The sequence below is a fragment of the Sphingobium olei genome, from assembly GCF_042678845.1.
GTDB classification, from domain to species: Bacteria; Pseudomonadota; Alphaproteobacteria; order Sphingomonadales; family Sphingomonadaceae; genus Sphingobium; species Sphingobium olei.
Map to the genome: position 1 here is coordinate 87612 of NZ_JBHTLS010000125.1, position 14799 is coordinate 102410.

A 14799-nucleotide genomic window follows, 5' to 3' on the forward strand; every position below is an offset into this window, starting at 1 on the left:
TGCCCCGTCGCTTTCAATGCTAAAATGGGAACGCTATCAATGATTGTCGCGGGGTAGGCCCTTGGTCTGCGCTATGCGTTGATATTTCTCCGCGCCTTCCAGGATCGCGCCGGTGTTGAGCTGGCCCACGACCGAGCGCTGGATTTCCTGCCACGGGGTCTGGGAAGCGGGATATTTGAACCCGCCCTCCGCGACCAGCGCGGCCCGGCGTGCTGCCAGTTCCTCGTCGGAAATCATGACGTTCACCGTTCCGGCCTTCAGGTCCATGCGCACCCGATCGCCATCCTTCAGCAGCGCAAGGCCGCCCATCGCTGCCGCTTCTGGCGACGCATTGAGGATGGAGGGGCTGCCCGACGTGCCCGACTGCCGGCCGTCGCCGATGCAGGGGAGGGCGTGGACGCCTTCGGTGATGAGATAGGCGGGCGGACGCATGTTCACGACCTCGGCCGCGCCGGGATAGCCGACAGGGCCAGCGCCGCGCATGAAGAGCAGCGTGTCGGGCGTGATGCCGGTCGCCGGATCGTCGATGCGGTGATGATAATCCTCCGGTCCGTCGAACACGATCGCGGGGCCTTCGAACGCGTCCGGATCGTTGGGGTTTGACAGATAACGGTCGCGGAATTCCTCGCTGATGACGCTGGTCTTCATTACCGCCGCATCGAACAGGTTGCCCGACAGAACCAGGAAGCCGGCTTCCTCCTTCAGCGGCTGGACGAACGGGCGGATGACCTTCTCGTCCTCGATTTCGACGCCGCGGCAATTTTCGCCCATGGTCTTGCCGTTGACGGTCATCGCGCCTTCACGGATCAGGCCCTGCTCGATCAGCTGGCCGACCACCGCCGGCACGCCGCCGGCGCGGTAATAGTCCTCCGCCAGATATTCGCCCGCCGGCTGCAGGTTGACGAGCAGCGGAATCTTGTGACCCACAGTCTCCCAGTCCTTGAGCGGCACGTCGACGCCCATGTGGCGGGCGATGGCGGTCAGGTGGATCGGGGCGTTGGTCGATCCGCCGATGGCGCTGTTGACCGCGATGGCGTTGTGGAAGGCGTCCACCGTCATGATGTCGGAAGGCTTCAAATCCTCATGGACCATTTCCACGATGCGCTTGCCGGTCAGGTAAGCCGCTTCCTGCCGGTCGCGGTACGGCGCGGGGATGGCGGCGGAGCCGGGCAGCATCATGCCGAGCGCTTCGGCGAGGCTGTTCATGGTGCTGGCCGTGCCCATGGTGTTGCAATAGCCGGTCGAGGGCGCGGAGGAGGCGACGAGCTTGATGAAACCTTCATCGTCGATCTTGCCGGCGGCGAGCAACTGGCGCGCATGCCAGACGATGGTGCCGGAGCCGGTGCGCTCACCTTTGAACCAGCCGTTCAGCATGGGGCCGACCGACAGGGCGATGGCGGGGATGTTGACGGTGGCGGCGGCCATCAGCAGTGCCGGCGTGGTCTTGTCGCAGCCGGTGGTCAGGATCACGCCGTCGAGCGGATAACCGTACATCGCTTCGACAAGGCCGAGATAGGCGAGGTTGCGATCAAGGCCAGCGGTGGGGCGCTTCCCGGTTTCCTGGATCGGATGCACCGGAAATTCGAGCGCAATGCCGCCCATTTCGCGGATGCCGTCGCGCATCCGTTCGGCCAGCACCAGATGGTGGCGGTTGCAGGGCGACAGGTCGCTGCCGGTCTGGGCGATGCCGATGATGGGCTTGCCGCTGCGCAATTCGTCCAGGCTGAGGCCGAAGTTCAGATAGCGCTCCAGATAGAGCGCGGTCATGTCGATATTTTCGGGATTATCGAACCAGGCGCGGCTGCGCAGCTTCGGGGTGGAATTGGACGAATCGCTCATAGGGCATCCTGACGCAAGGGAGAGGCGGCGCGCATTGACGCGCTTGCGATGCTGATATACTCATACATATTCTATTTCAAGCAGGCGAAGAGGATTGTTGTGATCGCTGTCGCGTTTCCGGTCATGAGGGCGGCCCGTTGACCTATCGCATAGTTGGTGACTGGGGCACGACCCGCCTTCGGCTGTTCAGGTTGGAGGGCGAAGCGGTCGTCGCGCATGCCTACGGGCCGGGGATCGGCGGTATCGGCGATGGCGCGGAGGCAGCGTTCGCCGCGACCATCGGCAATTGGCTGGTGGACGGCTTGCCGCAGTCGGTCACGCTGTGCGGCATGGCGGGCGCGCGCGACGGATGGATGGAAGCGCCCTATGCCGGATGCCCTGCCGATGCGCAGGCTTGGCGCGGGGTAGCGCGCCGCTTCGACTGGAAAACGACTCCTGTTGCGATCCTTGCCGGGCTGGCGTGTCGACATGACGACGACATGCCGGACGTGATGCGAGGAGAGGAGACGCAGATTTTCGGTGCATGCGAGCTCAATCCCGCCCTGACTCAAGGGCGGCATCTGATCGTGTTGCCGGGTACGCACAATAAATGGGCTTTGATTGAAGAGGGGCGGGTCATCGCATTCCGCACCGTCCCCACCGGCGAACTATTCGCACTGTTGAAAGGCCGGTCCACCTTGGGAGGCGAAGGCGGTGTCGCAGACTCGTCGGAGGAGGCTGCGGGCTTTGCCGAAGGGCTGGAACAGGCCGGCGGAGGCCAGTTGCTGACGTCGCTTTTCGCGGCGCGGACGATGCGCTTGCGTTCCGGCCGTTCGGTCAGTTGGACCATGGGTTACCTGTCCGGCCTGCTGATCGGCTGCGAGATCGGCGAAGTGCGGGCGAGCCTGGGGGATGGGCAGGACATAGTCCTGATAGGCGACCCACAGCTCAGCGCGCGCTATGCGCAGGGACTTGCCCGGCAGGGGCTGCAAAGCCGGACGATGGACGGGGAGGCATGCGTGCTTGCGGGACTCATGATGGCGGAAGGACGGGTGGTATGACGGTCGATGAACTGCTGGCCGACGGCGCGCCTCCCATATGCGCCATCCTGCGCGGCGTGCGGCCCGATGAAGCTGTCGCCACCGGAGCGGCGTTGATCGACGCGGGTATCCGTATCCTGGAGGTGCCGTTCAACTCGCCGGAGCCGCTACGTAGCATCGCCGCCATGCAGGATGCGTTCGGGTCCGATGCGTTGATCGGCGGGGGGACGGTGCTGAGCGTCGCGGCCGTGGAGGATCTGCATCGGGCAGGCGGCCGCATCATGGTGACCCCGAACACCAATCCGCAAGTGATCGCCAGGGGCGCGGAACTGGGATTGGAACTGCTACCCGGTTTCATGACGCCGAGCGAAGCCTTCACGGCGATCGATGCCGGGGCCAGGCGGATCAAGCTGTTTCCCGCCGGACGGTTGGGGCCGGCCTATGTGAAGGCGGTGAAGGACGTGCTGCCGCGCGACGTGGGCGTGTGGGCCGTTGGCGGCACCGATGCCGATACGATCGGAGAATGGCTTGCGGCCGGCTGCGAGGGGGTGGGCGTGGGCGGTGCGCTCTATCGCCCTGGTGATGGAGCTGCCATCGTCGCCGAGCGTGGCCGCACGCTGGTGACGGCTTGGCAAAGAGCGCGCGGGTGACGCGGACAGGCTGGTCCCGGGTGAGACATTACGCCGCTTGAAAAGCCCAGCGCCTGGGCGCATGCACCGGCCATGACTGTACATCGCTCTGACGGCACCGCTCGGCCCGCGGCATTGGCCCGCTGGCTCCTCATGGTCGCCTGCCTGGTCTTTTGCATGGTGGTGGTGGGAGGCATTACCCGCCTGACCGAATCCGGCTTGTCGATCACGCAATGGAAGCCGATCGCCGGAGCCATTCCGCCGCTGACCCACGACCAGTGGATGGAGGCCTTTCGCCTCTACCAGCAGATCCCGGAATATCGGCAGATCAACCGGGGGATGAGCCTGTCTGATTTCCAGTTCATCTTCTTCTGGGAATGGCTGCACCGGCTGCTTGGGCGGCTGATCGGCCTTGCCTTCGTCCTGCCGCTTGCCTGGTTTGCGTTTAAGCGGGCCATTCCGCGCGGCTATGGGCTGCGCCTGATGGCGTTGCTGGCACTGGGCGGGCTTCAGGGCGCGATCGGATGGTGGATGGTGAAGTCAGGCCTGTCCGTTCGTACCGATGTCAGCCACTATCGTTTGGCGGTGCATCTGCTCACGGCGCTCTTCATCATGGGCGGCCTCATCTGGACGGCGCTCGATCTGCAGGCGTTGGCGCGCGAGCCACGGTCCCGCCCGGCGACGTTGCGTCCCTTCGCGCTCGTGGTGCTACTGCTTCTTGCCGTGCAGCTGATGCTGGGCGCGTTCACGGCGGGGCTCGACGCGGGCTATGTTTCCAGCACATGGCCGCTGATGAACGATCATCTGGTGCCGGAAGGGATCAGTTGGATGGGATCGCTCTGGGCGACCATCTCCAGCGATCCCTATCTCGTCCATTTCCTCCATCGCTGGTGGGCCTGGATCGCGGCTGCGGCCTTGTTCGTGCTGGCGGCTCGGGCGAAGCAGGCGGGCCGTCGCCCCGCGGCCGTCGCCATCCATGCGGCGGTGGGCACGCAGATCGTGCTGGGCATCGCAACCGTCATCAGCGGCATCGCGCTGCCGCTGGCCGTGCTGCATCAGGCGGTTGGCGCTCTGGTGGTCGCTGCTGCCGCCTGGGGGGCGCACGCGGTCGGCGCAGACAGGCGGTGAGGACCGCGTCGTTCCTGGTGGCGGTGACTGCGATCGTTCAACCTGCGGCGGCCGAAACCGTCGCCATTCCCTTCGCGCCGCCGACGGGGACAGCGCTGACCTACCGGATCGACCAGCAGCGTCCCGTCGCCGGGCTATCCAGCTTCTTCCGCGCGGTGCGCCTGTTGCGGTTCGAGCGGGCGGGCAGCGGATATACGCTCTTCGCCACCTTGCAGTCGATCGACACGGACGCGCCCGCTTCCGGAGCCGAGCCCTACAGGGCCGCGCTCGGACCGCTGTTGGGCGTCGAAATGCACTTCCGGCTGGACGGCGCTGGTCGCATCGTGGCGCTGGACGACATGGACGCCGTCTGGAGCAGCGTACAGAAGGGGCTGGCCGCGATGATGGCCGCCTTTCCGCCCGACAGCAGCCGGTACAAGGCCGCTGCGCGCGTGCAAGCGCTGTTCGCCGGGCTTTCGGCCGAGGGCAAGCTGGCGTTGCTGGCCGGGGAATTGCAGCCCTTGTTCCTCTTTTCCGGCAGCGATGTCGCCGACGGTCCGGGTCGAGGGCTTCGCACCATGGCCGGCTCTCCGCTTGGCAAGCCGGTCCAGGTGGAAGGAACGCTGAAGATCATAGCGCAGGCGGCGGCCAGGCTTGACCTAGAGGAGAAGCTGGCGGGAGAAGGCGTTCAGGTGGCGGTTCGTTATGGCCTGTCTCGCCAGACTGGCATGGTCGAAGATCAGGAGCGCAGCCTTACCATGGGTGCGCTGTCGATGACGGAAAGCAGGAGCCTTATGCTGGCCAAATAGGCCGCGGTATTATTTTACCCGTCAGCAAAGCCGCCGAATCTCTTGACTTCGCCACCCGCAATCGTCATTAGCGGCGCACTTCCGGGTGTCGGCGACGGCGCCCGGTTCCTTTTTTCATTCGGAGCATAAGCACCATGAAGGCGCTGATGAAGACCACCAAGCCGGCGACGCCGGCGACGGTCGAAAAGAAGTGGATCCTGATCGACGCGGAAGGTCTCGTCGTCGGCCGCCTCGCTTCGACCGTGGCGAATATCCTGCGCGGCAAGCACAAGCCGAGCTTCACCCCCCATGTCGATTGTGGTGACAATGTCATCATCATCAACGCGGCGAAGGTGAAGTTCACCGGCCGTAAGCTGACCGACAAGGTTTACTACAAGCACACCGGCTATGCCGGCGGCATCAAGGAAACCACGCCCGCCAAGATCCTGGAAGGCCGTTTCCCCGAGCGCGTCCTGGAAAAGGCCGTGGAGCGCATGATCCCCCGTGGCCCGCTGGGCCGCCAGCAGATGCGCAACCTGCGCATCTTCGCCGGTGCCGAGCATGCTCATGAAGCCCAGAACCCCGAAGTGCTCGACTTCGCGTCGCGCAACCGCAAGAACAAGGTGGGTGCATAATGTCCGATAACCGTCAGTCCCTGTCCGACCTCGCGTCGCTGACCGCCAATGCCCCTGCCGCTCCGGCCGCAGTCGAAGGCGGCGAGGCGCCTGCCGCTCCGGTCCAGCCCTCCGCTCCGCTGCGCGCGCAGGAAATCGACGGCCTCGGCCGCGCCTATGCCACCGGCCGGCGCAAGGACGCCGTGGCCCGCGTGTGGGTGAAGCCCGGCACCGGCAAGATCACGGTCAACGGCCGCGATCAGGAAATCTACTTCGCCCGTCCGACCCTGCGCCTTGTCATCAACCAGCCGTTCGGCGTGACCGATCGTGTCGGCCAGTATGACGTCGTCTGCACCGTCAAGGGCGGCGGCCTTTCGGGCCAGGCCGGCGCGGTCAAGCATGGCATCGCGCAGGCGCTCAGCAAATATGAGCCGGCGCTGCGCAGCGCGGTCAAGGCCGAAGGCTTCCTGACCCGCGATCCCCGCGTCGTCGAGCGCAAGAAGTACGGCAAGGCGAAGGCCCGCCGCAGCTTCCAGTTCTCGAAGCGCTAATCGCGTCTGCAAGGATAGGAAAGGGGCCGGTTTTCCGGCCCCTTTTTTCATGTCCGGTCGGCCTCAGCTTTCGCGCGGCACGGCGACGTCGATCGCGCCGGGGGCGATCTTCACCGTTGCCGGCGTCCTGGCCAGCACCTCCCCGTCGATCGAGATGCGCTGCCGCGGTCGCGTGTCGATGCGGAAGGACGCGCCGTGGAATTCCTGCGTCAGCGCGTCGCGGTCCCGCAGCTTGACGAATTTGGCATACCAGTCCCAGGCAAGGTGGGGTTTCGAACGGCCGACAACGGCCTGGATCACGATCTCTCCGGTATCGACATCGGCGTTGTCGGACAGTTCCACGCCGCCATGATAAGGACCATTGAGGATGCGCACCTCCGTCGACCAGAGGCGGTGCTCCTTGACGCCATCGTCGATGGTCAGGCGGAAAGGGCGGAAGCCGACCGAACATTTGACCGCCCAGATCAGATAGCCGATGCGGCCGAGATAGCGCTTGAGTTTGTGCGGGACGGTTTGGCCGATCATCGGCGACAGGCCCATCGACGCGGCATTCACGAAATAATCCCGGTCTATCATGCCGAGGTCGACGCGACGCCTGCGCCCGGTGGCGATCGCCTGCACCGCGCCGTCGAGGTCGAGCGGCAGGCCCAATGTCCGGGCGAAGCTGTTGGCCGTGCCGAGCGGCAGCACGCCGAAGACGCATTCCCGGCCCACCAGTTCGTCCACCGTGCCGGACATCGAACCGTCGCCGCCACCCACAATCACCATGGGCGCTCCGTTCTCCACCGCTTGCCGCACCGTAAGCGCGAGCTGTTCCGGCTCCTCCACGCCATGCGCGGCGATCAGGCGGATGCCCGCCGCCTCCAGCTTCTGCCGGGCCTGCGCGAACAGATTCTGGCCTTTGCGGCTGTGCGCGTTGACCACGAGGATGGCTTCTTTGGGGAGCGGCTTCGTTTCCATGCTGCAACCAATTCCCGGCGACGCATTTGGGTCCGCAGGAAACAGGAGCGGCCTATATTCGTTAGCCTGCCATGGCCCGCATCGCCCATCTTTCCGACATCCACTTCGGCGCGAACGATCAGAAGATCGTCGATGCCGCCACCGCCTGGCTTGAGGAGCGTCGCCCGGACCTGACGATCATCAGCGGCGATTTCACGCAGCGGGCGCGGGTAGAGCAATTCAAGGCGGCGTCGGCCTGGCTCAACCGGTTGCAGGCGGCGGGGCTGAAGACGCTGGTCGTGCCGGGCAATCACGACATCCCTCTGTACGACGTGGTGCGCCGCTTTGCCGCGCCGCTCGACCGCTACAAGCGCTACATCAGCAATGTGCTCTGCCCCTGGTATGAGGATCGGGAGGTCGCGATCTTGGGTCTTAACACCGCGCGATCGCTGACGATCAAGGACGGACGGATCAACCATGCGCAAATGGATTTGCTGCGTGAGAAGTTCGCCGCCGTGCCGCCCGACAAGACCCGCATCCTCGTCACCCACCATCCGCTCTTCGCCATGCCGATCGGTAAGGGCACCGAGTTGAGCGAGGCGGTGGGGCGGCATGACGATGCGGTCAAGGCGGTGTGCGAGGCGGGAGTCCATCTGACGCTGGCGGGCCATTTCCACCGTACCTATGCCGAGGCGGCGCAGAAGATGGCGGAGCATAGCGGCGGGGCGCTGGTGATCCAGGCAGGCACCGCGACCTCCACGCGGTTGCGCAACGACGAACCGCAGAGCTTCAACTGGCTGCATGTCCGCCGCAACAACGAGATGGAACTGCAGGTCATCGTCTGGGACGGCGCGGCGTTCCGCAGGGCGAGCCATGTCGAATATCGCCGCGAGGACGAGGCATGGACCGCGCGGGAGGTGGTGGCGGAAGCGGTGCCGGGCGACGTAGAGCCGGGCCGCTTGCGCCGCAGTGCCCTATAGGATTTCTTCGGCTTAACTTCGCATATTTCCCGTAAAAAGAGACATGGAATGTCGCCGGTAGGAAATTTGCGTAAAGCTGGCCGCGAAGCCGGTTGCCAATATCAACCCCTCCAATATGGCGGGTCGGAACGCTCGTAGGACAGAGTCAGTCGCCCAGATTGTGGCGCAGCATATCGGCATCCTTCTTCAGCCGCAGCAGCTGGTCCATGGGCAGTCCCACCCGTTCCATCAGGGCTTCGCCCAGACAGCCGCACCGTTCGCGCATTGCCGCGCCCTGATCGGTCAGGAAGACATTGACCTGGCGCTCGTCCGCCGGATTGCGGCGGCGCTCCACATGGCCTGCTCCCTCCAGCCGCTTCACCAATGGCGTCACCGTGCTCGATTCCAGCGCCAGCCGCTCGGCGATCGCCCCGATCGTCCTTCCGTCCTCCTCCCACAGCGTATGGAGAACCAGATATTGCGGATAAGTGATGCCCAGCATGTCCAGCGTCGGCTTATAGGCGCGGGTGATGGCCATGCTGGCCGCATAGAGGGAATAGCAGAGCTGGTCTTCCAAGGGGAGGGCGGCGGCCACGATATGCTCCTAGTCGGTGTTTCTCGCAAAATTATATATCGGGATAAATAATCTCTGGACAAGGCCAAAACGGAGTTATATATCGCGATAACAGTTACCCAAGAAAGGAAATCGACCATGACCGTGAACGTCATTTACACCACCCGCGCCACCTCCACTGGCGGCCGTGATGGAGAATCCCGTACCGAAGACGGCCGCTTCACTGCCAAGCTGTCGACGCCGAAGGAACTGGGCGGCGCGGGCGGCGAAGGCACCAACCCCGAGCAGCTGTTCGCTGCCGGCTATTCGGCCTGTTTCATCGGTGCGCTGAAGGTCGCCGGCGGCCAGTTGAAGATCCGCGTGCCCGCCGAAACCAGCGTCACCGCAACGGTCGGCATCGGCCCCAGGTCGGAAGGCGGCTTCGGCATCACGGCGGACCTTTCGATCAGCCTGCCGGGCCTGGATCGCGCCGACGCCGAAAAGCTGGTGGAAGCGGCGCACCAGATCTGCCCCTATTCCAACGCGACCCGTAACAATGTGGACGTTGGCCTGAGCATCGCGTGACGGCGAGCCTTCCATCATGAAGGCATATGAGGGGGAGGGGCGTCAGCCCTTCCCCTTGAGCGCGTCGGCCAGCGATACGGTCGCACTGCCACGACGGGCGGGCTTTGCCTGGCTAGGATCGGGCTTCCAGCCCGACAGATAAAGGATCGCCATCTGTTCGCCGGTGCGGCCGTCCGCATCGGCCGCCTGCGCGAAATGCGCCGCCGCGCGCATGAGAATGTCTCGGGTGAGCGCGGGCGCACCTGTAGTTAGTATGTTGCCCGCACCCATGCCGCGCAGGTCGTGCATCAGGCGCACGATATCGCCATAGCGTATCGTCAACGTCTCTCCGTCCGCCACCGGCATGGCGAAGCCGGCGCGGCTGAGCAGATCGCCTGCCGAGCGGACATCGACCTGTGGATGGACATGCTGCGCCGGCCGGTCGTCTTCGGCCGCCAGCAGGGCGCTCTTGAGCCGGGGCAGGCTACCCGCGCCGCTGAACGCCGCCAGCAACAGCCCATCCGGGCGCAGGATACGCCGCATCAGGATCAGCGCGCCCGGCAGGTCGTTGACGCTGTCCAGCGTGCCGCAGGCAAGGATAAGGTTGAAGCTGTCGTCGGCGAAGGGCAGTGCGTCCTCATCCGCCTGCACGCCCCGCGCCGCCTGTGCCGCCAGGAACCCGGCATCGACGCAGGCCACCCGCTTGCCCATGGCCTCCAGCGCCGCCTTCGCGCTATCGTCGGGACAGCCGATGACCAGCGCCTCGGGCAGGTCGCGCTGCACGTCGCGCAGCCGATCGAGCAATTCGTCCAGCATCGCGCGATAGAGGAAATCATGATCCGCAAAGCCCGGCACCATCCGGTCACGCTGACGCGCGCGGCGGGATCGGTCGAAAATATCGGGGCGGGATTCCATGGCGGGCCTTGTGCATGGGTGGGGAAGCGGGGACAAGGCAGATGATGGCTGTTGCCCCGCTTCTCAAGCTTTCCTTTCTCAGGGCTGCCTTTCGCCCCGCGCTTGATTATGCGCTGCCGCCGCGCTGCCCGGGCTGCGGCGCGATCGTGCAGGAGGATTTCGCCTTTTGCCTTCCCTGCTGGACCGGGATGGAATTTCTGGGCGAGCCCTGTTGCGCGCGATGCGGCGCGCCGTTCGATCATGATATGGGCGAAGGCGCAGAATGCGGCGCATGCCTTGCCGATCCGCCGCCCTGGGACAGCGCCCGCGCGGTGCTGGCCTATGGGGATGTCGCGCGCACGGTGGCGCTGCGCCTGAAATATGGGCGGCGGATCGGTCTTGCTCGGCTGATCGCGCGGCAGATGTTGCGCCATGCCGGAAGCGAGCCGGCGCTGATCGTGCCGGTGCCGTTGCACCGATGGCGGCTTTGGCAGCGGGGCTTCAACCAGTCTGCACTGATCGCTGACCATCTCGGTAGGCTCACTGGCTGGCGAGTCGAGAAGATGGCGCTGCGGCGCGTGAAGCGGACGGCGCCGTTGCGAGGCATGAACCCCAAGCAGCGGGCGCGGACGGTGCGGGGCGCCTTTGCGATTGAGCCGGGCCATCGTTTCGAGGGGCAGCGCATATTGCTGATCGACGACGTCCACACCAGCGGGGCCACGGCGGCGGCCTGCGCCCGCGTACTGAAGCGCGATGGGGCTGCGGAGATTCGCCTGCTGTGCTGGGCGCGGGTGCCGCCAGAAGGGATGGAGCCCGATTGACAAAGCGGCGCGTTCACCCAATTTGCCGGAAAAGGAGCATTTTTTAATGGCGCATGTCGAAATCTATACGAAAGGCTGGTGCGGTTATTGCGCGCGGGCGAAGGCGCTGCTGCAGGACAAGGGCGTGGCATTCGAGGAATATGACATCACAATGGGCGGTCCCAAGCGCGAGGAAATGCTGAGCCGGTCCAACGGCGGGACAACCGTGCCGCAGATCTTCATCGACGGGCAGCATGTCGGGGGCAGCGACGCGCTGGCCGCGCTGAACCGGGAGGGCAGGCTGGACGCCATGCTGGGCCTGTGACGCAGATGCGCGCCGCCCTGTACCAGATGACCAGCGGGGTCGATCCCGCCGCCAATGCTGCTGCCATCGTCGGGATGGCAAAGCGCGCGAAGGGCGAGGGCGCGGACATTCTGTTCACCCCGGAAATGGCGGGGTGCCTGGACCGGGACCGGGCGCGCGCCGCGCAGACGCTCCGGTCGGAAGCCGACGACGTGGTGCTGGCGGCAGTGCGCGACGCGGCGGCGCGGGAGGGGCTGTGGGTGCATATCGGTTCGCTGCCGCTCAAGGAGGAGCGCGCGGACGGGCGCTGGGCCAACCGGAGCTTCCTGATCGACGACAGCGGCACGATCAGGGCGCGTTATGACAAGATCCACCTGTTTGACGTCGATCTCGCCACGGGCGAAAGCTGGCGCGAGTCCTCCGTCTATGGGCCGGGCGAACAGGTGGTGGTGGCCGATACGCCATGGGGGCGGATGGGCTTTTCCATCTGCTACGATATGCGCTTTCCCGACCTCTATCGCGCAATGACCAATGCGGGCGCGACGATCCTGCTGGCCCCCGCCGCCTTCACGGTGCCGACGGGGCAGGCGCATTGGCATGTCCTGCTGCGCGCCCGCGCCATCGAAGCAGGCTGCTTCGTCATCGCGACGGCGCAGACGGGGCATCATCAGGATGGCCGCACCACTTACGGACACAGCGTCGTCATCGATCCTTGGGGCGAGGTTCTGCTCGACATGGGCGAAGAGGCGGGCCTGGGGCTTGCGGACATCGACCTGTCGCGCATAGGGGATGTGCGTGGGCGCGTGCCCGCGCTCGCCAACCGCCGCCCGATACCGCAGGATGTGACCGTTTCGTGATCGTGTTCGACCTGAAGTGCGCTGGCAACGGCCATGTGTTCGAGGCCTGGTTCGGATCGTCCGCCGACTATGAGGATCAGCAGGCGCGCGGGTTGATCGCCTGTCCGGTCTGCGGCGACGCCGATGTAGGGAAGGCGGTCATGGCGCCCGCCGTCGCGGCGAAGGGCAATATGCGGCCGGAGACTACCGCTGCTTCCGGCGGCGCGCCCGTGGCGATGGCGCAGGATCCGGCGAAGATGCGCGCGATGATCGAGGCGCTTGCGCAGGCGCAGAAGAAGGCGCTGGAGGAGTCCACCTGGGTCGGGCGCGATTTTGCCTCGCAGGCGCGCGCCATGCATTATGGCGAACAGGATCGCGCGAGCATCCATGGCGAGGTCGCCCCCGCGGAGGCGCAGGCCCTGGTCAGCGAGGGCGTCGAGGTCGCGCCGCTGCTCTTTCCCGTCATCCCGCCGCATGCGAAGAATTGACCGCCCGGCCCCGGCGCAATAGAGCGCTTCCCTGCGTGCGCCCATAGCTCAGCAGGATAGAGCGTCGGATTCCTAATCCGAAGGCCACAGGTTCGAATCCTGTTGGGCGCACCACCCATTCTCACAATGCCGATGATTCTAAGGCCCGCTCTGGCCTGGCCGCAGAACCGGCGCAGTTCCGCGCCATTTGTCGGTTGAGCTGACAAAGTAGTGGCCACAGAGACAGGCTTCAGCGGTCCAGAAACGGAAAAAGGGCCGCCCGTCTCAGGCGGCCCCTTCAGGTGGCACCGGGTTTCTGTTGGATCAGTCGAAGCCGAGAGCCTCGCGCTGCGCTTTCCAGTCCATCGGGATGGCGGCCATCTTCATGAGCTTGCGGCACGTCAGTTCCGATGGTTGACGGCCATCCAGAATGGCAGTGACAATGTCCGGCGCAAGGAAGGCGAGCCGGGCGATGCGTTCAGTAGAGCGATCATGCGCTGCATGTGCTTGAGTGAAGAGCTGCTGGCGAGCAGCTTCCGCCTTGCGGAGCAGGGCAACAAGGTCCCGATCGACCTTGCGCTGCCCCGCGCCTTCGGAGGCAAGCACGAGCTTCAGATTATGTCCGCGCTGATCCGGAACGGTCGGAATATCGATGGAGATACGAACGCCATCGTCCATGTTATCAGGAGCTACGCCGTCAAGCATTGCAACAAGCCGCCTTCGACTGATTGAGGCGGCGATGCCATCAATGCGAACCTCCAGCAGCAGGTTCATGGCCTGCAATGCCTCTCGGACATCTTTCTTTCGCCCAGCAGACAGTATCGACCGGAGCGCATCAGCAGCATGGATGCGCTGCTGGATCATCCGTGCATCGACCTGCGCCAACCCAGCGATGGTGTGCGCGTTGGCAAGGTGCCCTGCGATGGCGTTGATCACGCTCTCTTCAAGCTGGGGAGCGGGGAGGCGCAGACAGGGGGATTGCTCTATCGCAGGACCTGTCGTGCTGGAGACATAGTAGCGATACCGACGGCCGCTCTTTACCGCATGGCTGGGCGACATCGGACGGTCGGCATGATCGCGGATCATGCCGGTGAGCAGACTGGCGTGCCCACCGTTACCCCGGTCGCGCCGGGACCCGATGGCGCTGCGACGCTTGGCCTGGACTGCCTCCCATAGATCGCGATCGATGATGGCGGTATGCTGCCCCTCATGGATCCGATCGCGATGTCGGATCTGCCCGATATAGATGGGGTTGGAGAGAAGATGGTAGAGCGGCCCCCGTACGAACGGCAGGCCGCCGCGGATGGAACCGTCCCGCATCACCTGCTTCTTGGTAACGACGCCGTCTGCCTTCAGCTGCTCCATCAGCGCCATTACGGAGGGGAGCGCAAGATAGCTCTGGAAGATGTGAACCACGGTCGCTCCCTCAGCGGCATTGGGTACCAGCTTGCGATCGATCACATCATAGCCCAGCGGCACGGGCCCACCCATCCACATGCCTTTGGCCTTGGACTGGGCGATCTTGTCGCGCACGCGCTCGGCGATCACCTCACGCTCGAACTGGGCAAAGCTCAGCAGGACATTAAGGGTCAGCCGACCCATGCTGGTGGTGGTGTTGAACTGCTGGGTCACGGACACGAACGAAACGCCCGCAGCGTCGAACACGTCGACGATACGGGCGAAGTCGTTGAGGCTGCGGGTCAGGCGATCGACCTTGTAAACAATGACGATATCGATCTTCCCCGCCTGCACATCAGCCAGCAGCCGGACGAGGGCAGGGCGCTCCATGCTCCCACCTGAGAAACCACCGTGCGGATTCCGACGATCGCGCGCATCTATTCCGATCTGATGCCGCGCAGCGTTCCGATCTGATCGCGCGCAGGTGGATCATCTGATCGTTGGGTGAAGATGTCATTCCTGTTCGTTGTTGGTCAAG

General features: G+C 64.9%; 17 protein-coding genes and 1 tRNA gene. 13 read left to right on the top strand and 5 right to left on the bottom strand.

Features of this window, described 5'->3' with window-relative positions:
* Window positions 1-36 precede the first annotated feature (36 nt).
* Window positions 37-1839 (bottom strand): IlvD/Edd family dehydratase, encoded by a 1803-nt coding sequence (locus ACFQ24_RS11805; protein WP_380911416.1) that lies wholly within the window; start codon window positions 1837-1839, stop codon window positions 37-39.
* Window positions 1840-1976: 137 nt separating this feature from the next.
* On the opposite strand from ACFQ24_RS11805, the gene ACFQ24_RS11810 reads away from it, so the two are divergent.
* The 6 genes from ACFQ24_RS11810 (at window position 1977) to rpsI (ending at window position 6547) form a co-directional block, all read left to right on the top strand.
* Window positions 1977-2879 (top strand): 2-dehydro-3-deoxygalactonokinase, encoded by a 903-nt coding sequence (locus ACFQ24_RS11810; protein WP_380911418.1) that lies wholly within the window; start codon window positions 1977-1979, stop codon window positions 2877-2879.
* Entirely contained in the window at window positions 2876-3508 is a 633-nt protein-coding gene (locus ACFQ24_RS11815) for a 2-dehydro-3-deoxy-6-phosphogalactonate aldolase (protein WP_380911419.1), read from the top strand. Before ACFQ24_RS11810 ends, ACFQ24_RS11815 begins: the two co-directional genes overlap by 4 nt.
* A 72-nt stretch (window positions 3509-3580) precedes the next feature.
* Window positions 3581-4615 carry a COX15/CtaA family protein gene (locus ACFQ24_RS11820; protein ID WP_380911420.1) on the top strand — a complete coding sequence of 345 codons (1035 nt, stop codon included), beginning with the start codon at window positions 3581-3583 and terminating at the stop codon, window positions 4613-4615.
* Window positions 4612-5403, top strand: a complete 792-nt coding sequence (locus ACFQ24_RS11825) for a hypothetical protein (RefSeq protein ID WP_380911421.1) — start codon at window positions 4612-4614, stop codon at window positions 5401-5403. The genes ACFQ24_RS11820 and ACFQ24_RS11825 overlap by 4 nt, the downstream gene beginning before the upstream one ends.
* Before the next feature lie 134 nt (window positions 5404-5537).
* Window positions 5538-6017 carry a 50S ribosomal protein L13 gene (gene rplM, locus ACFQ24_RS11830; RefSeq protein WP_082733383.1) on the top strand — a complete coding sequence of 160 codons (480 nt, stop codon included), beginning with the start codon at window positions 5538-5540 and terminating at the stop codon, window positions 6015-6017.
* The gene (gene rpsI, locus ACFQ24_RS11835; RefSeq protein ID WP_380911423.1) at window positions 6017-6547 is read left to right on the top strand and encodes a 30S ribosomal protein S9; all 531 of its coding nucleotides are present in this window, start codon (window positions 6017-6019) and stop codon (window positions 6545-6547) included. Before rplM ends, rpsI begins: the two co-directional genes overlap by 1 nt.
* 63 nt (window positions 6548-6610) lie before the next feature.
* On the opposite strand, the gene ACFQ24_RS11840 is transcribed toward rpsI, so the two are convergent.
* Window positions 6611-7507, bottom strand: a complete 897-nt coding sequence (locus ACFQ24_RS11840) for a diacylglycerol/lipid kinase family protein (protein WP_380911425.1) — start codon at window positions 7505-7507, stop codon at window positions 6611-6613.
* A gap of 71 nt (window positions 7508-7578) precedes the next feature.
* On the opposite strand from ACFQ24_RS11840, the gene ACFQ24_RS11845 reads away from it, so the two are divergent.
* Entirely contained in the window at window positions 7579-8466 is an 888-nt protein-coding gene (locus tag ACFQ24_RS11845) for a metallophosphoesterase family protein (RefSeq protein WP_380911427.1), read from the top strand.
* Between the two features lie 145 nt (window positions 8467-8611).
* Here the strand turns inward: ACFQ24_RS11845 and ACFQ24_RS11850 are convergent, their stop codons facing one another.
* Complete coding sequence (locus ACFQ24_RS11850) at window positions 8612-9040, bottom strand: MarR family winged helix-turn-helix transcriptional regulator (protein WP_380911429.1); 429 nt, start codon at window positions 9038-9040, stop codon at window positions 8612-8614.
* Between the two features lie 117 nt (window positions 9041-9157).
* Between ACFQ24_RS11850 and ACFQ24_RS11855 the strand changes: the two genes are divergently transcribed.
* The gene (locus tag ACFQ24_RS11855; protein WP_380911431.1) at window positions 9158-9583 is read left to right on the top strand and encodes an organic hydroperoxide resistance protein; all 426 of its coding nucleotides are present in this window, start codon (window positions 9158-9160) and stop codon (window positions 9581-9583) included.
* Window positions 9584-9625: 42 nt separating this feature from the next.
* On the opposite strand, the gene ACFQ24_RS11860 is transcribed toward ACFQ24_RS11855, so the two are convergent.
* Window positions 9626-10477, bottom strand: a complete 852-nt coding sequence (locus ACFQ24_RS11860; RefSeq protein WP_380911433.1) for a methyltransferase domain-containing protein — start codon at window positions 10475-10477, stop codon at window positions 9626-9628.
* A gap of 41 nt (window positions 10478-10518) precedes the next feature.
* Between ACFQ24_RS11860 and ACFQ24_RS11865 the strand changes: the two genes are divergently transcribed.
* The 5 genes from ACFQ24_RS11865 (at window position 10519) to ACFQ24_RS11885 (ending at window position 12998) form a co-directional block, all read left to right on the top strand.
* Window positions 10519-11277, top strand: a complete 759-nt coding sequence (locus ACFQ24_RS11865; RefSeq protein WP_380911434.1) for a double zinc ribbon domain-containing protein — start codon at window positions 10519-10521, stop codon at window positions 11275-11277.
* Between the two features lie 46 nt (window positions 11278-11323).
* Entirely contained in the window at window positions 11324-11581 is a 258-nt protein-coding gene (grxC, locus tag ACFQ24_RS11870; RefSeq protein WP_380911436.1) for a glutaredoxin 3, read from the top strand.
* A gap of 5 nt (window positions 11582-11586) precedes the next feature.
* Window positions 11587-12417, top strand: coding sequence for a carbon-nitrogen hydrolase family protein (locus ACFQ24_RS11875; RefSeq protein WP_380911444.1), 831 nt, complete (start codon window positions 11587-11589; stop codon window positions 12415-12417).
* The gene (locus ACFQ24_RS11880; protein ID WP_380911438.1) at window positions 12414-12884 is read left to right on the top strand and encodes a DUF1178 family protein; all 471 of its coding nucleotides are present in this window, start codon (window positions 12414-12416) and stop codon (window positions 12882-12884) included. The genes ACFQ24_RS11875 and ACFQ24_RS11880 overlap by 4 nt, the downstream gene beginning before the upstream one ends.
* Window positions 12885-12921: 37 nt before the next feature.
* Window positions 12922-12998 (top strand) — tRNA-Arg (locus tag ACFQ24_RS11885).
* Between the two features lie 189 nt (window positions 12999-13187).
* Here the strand turns inward: ACFQ24_RS11885 and ACFQ24_RS11890 are convergent.
* On the bottom strand, window positions 13188-14708 hold the full coding sequence (locus ACFQ24_RS11890; protein WP_380911445.1) for a recombinase family protein: 1521 nt from the start codon (window positions 14706-14708) through the stop codon (window positions 13188-13190).
* Window positions 14709-14799: the final 91 nt, after the last annotated feature.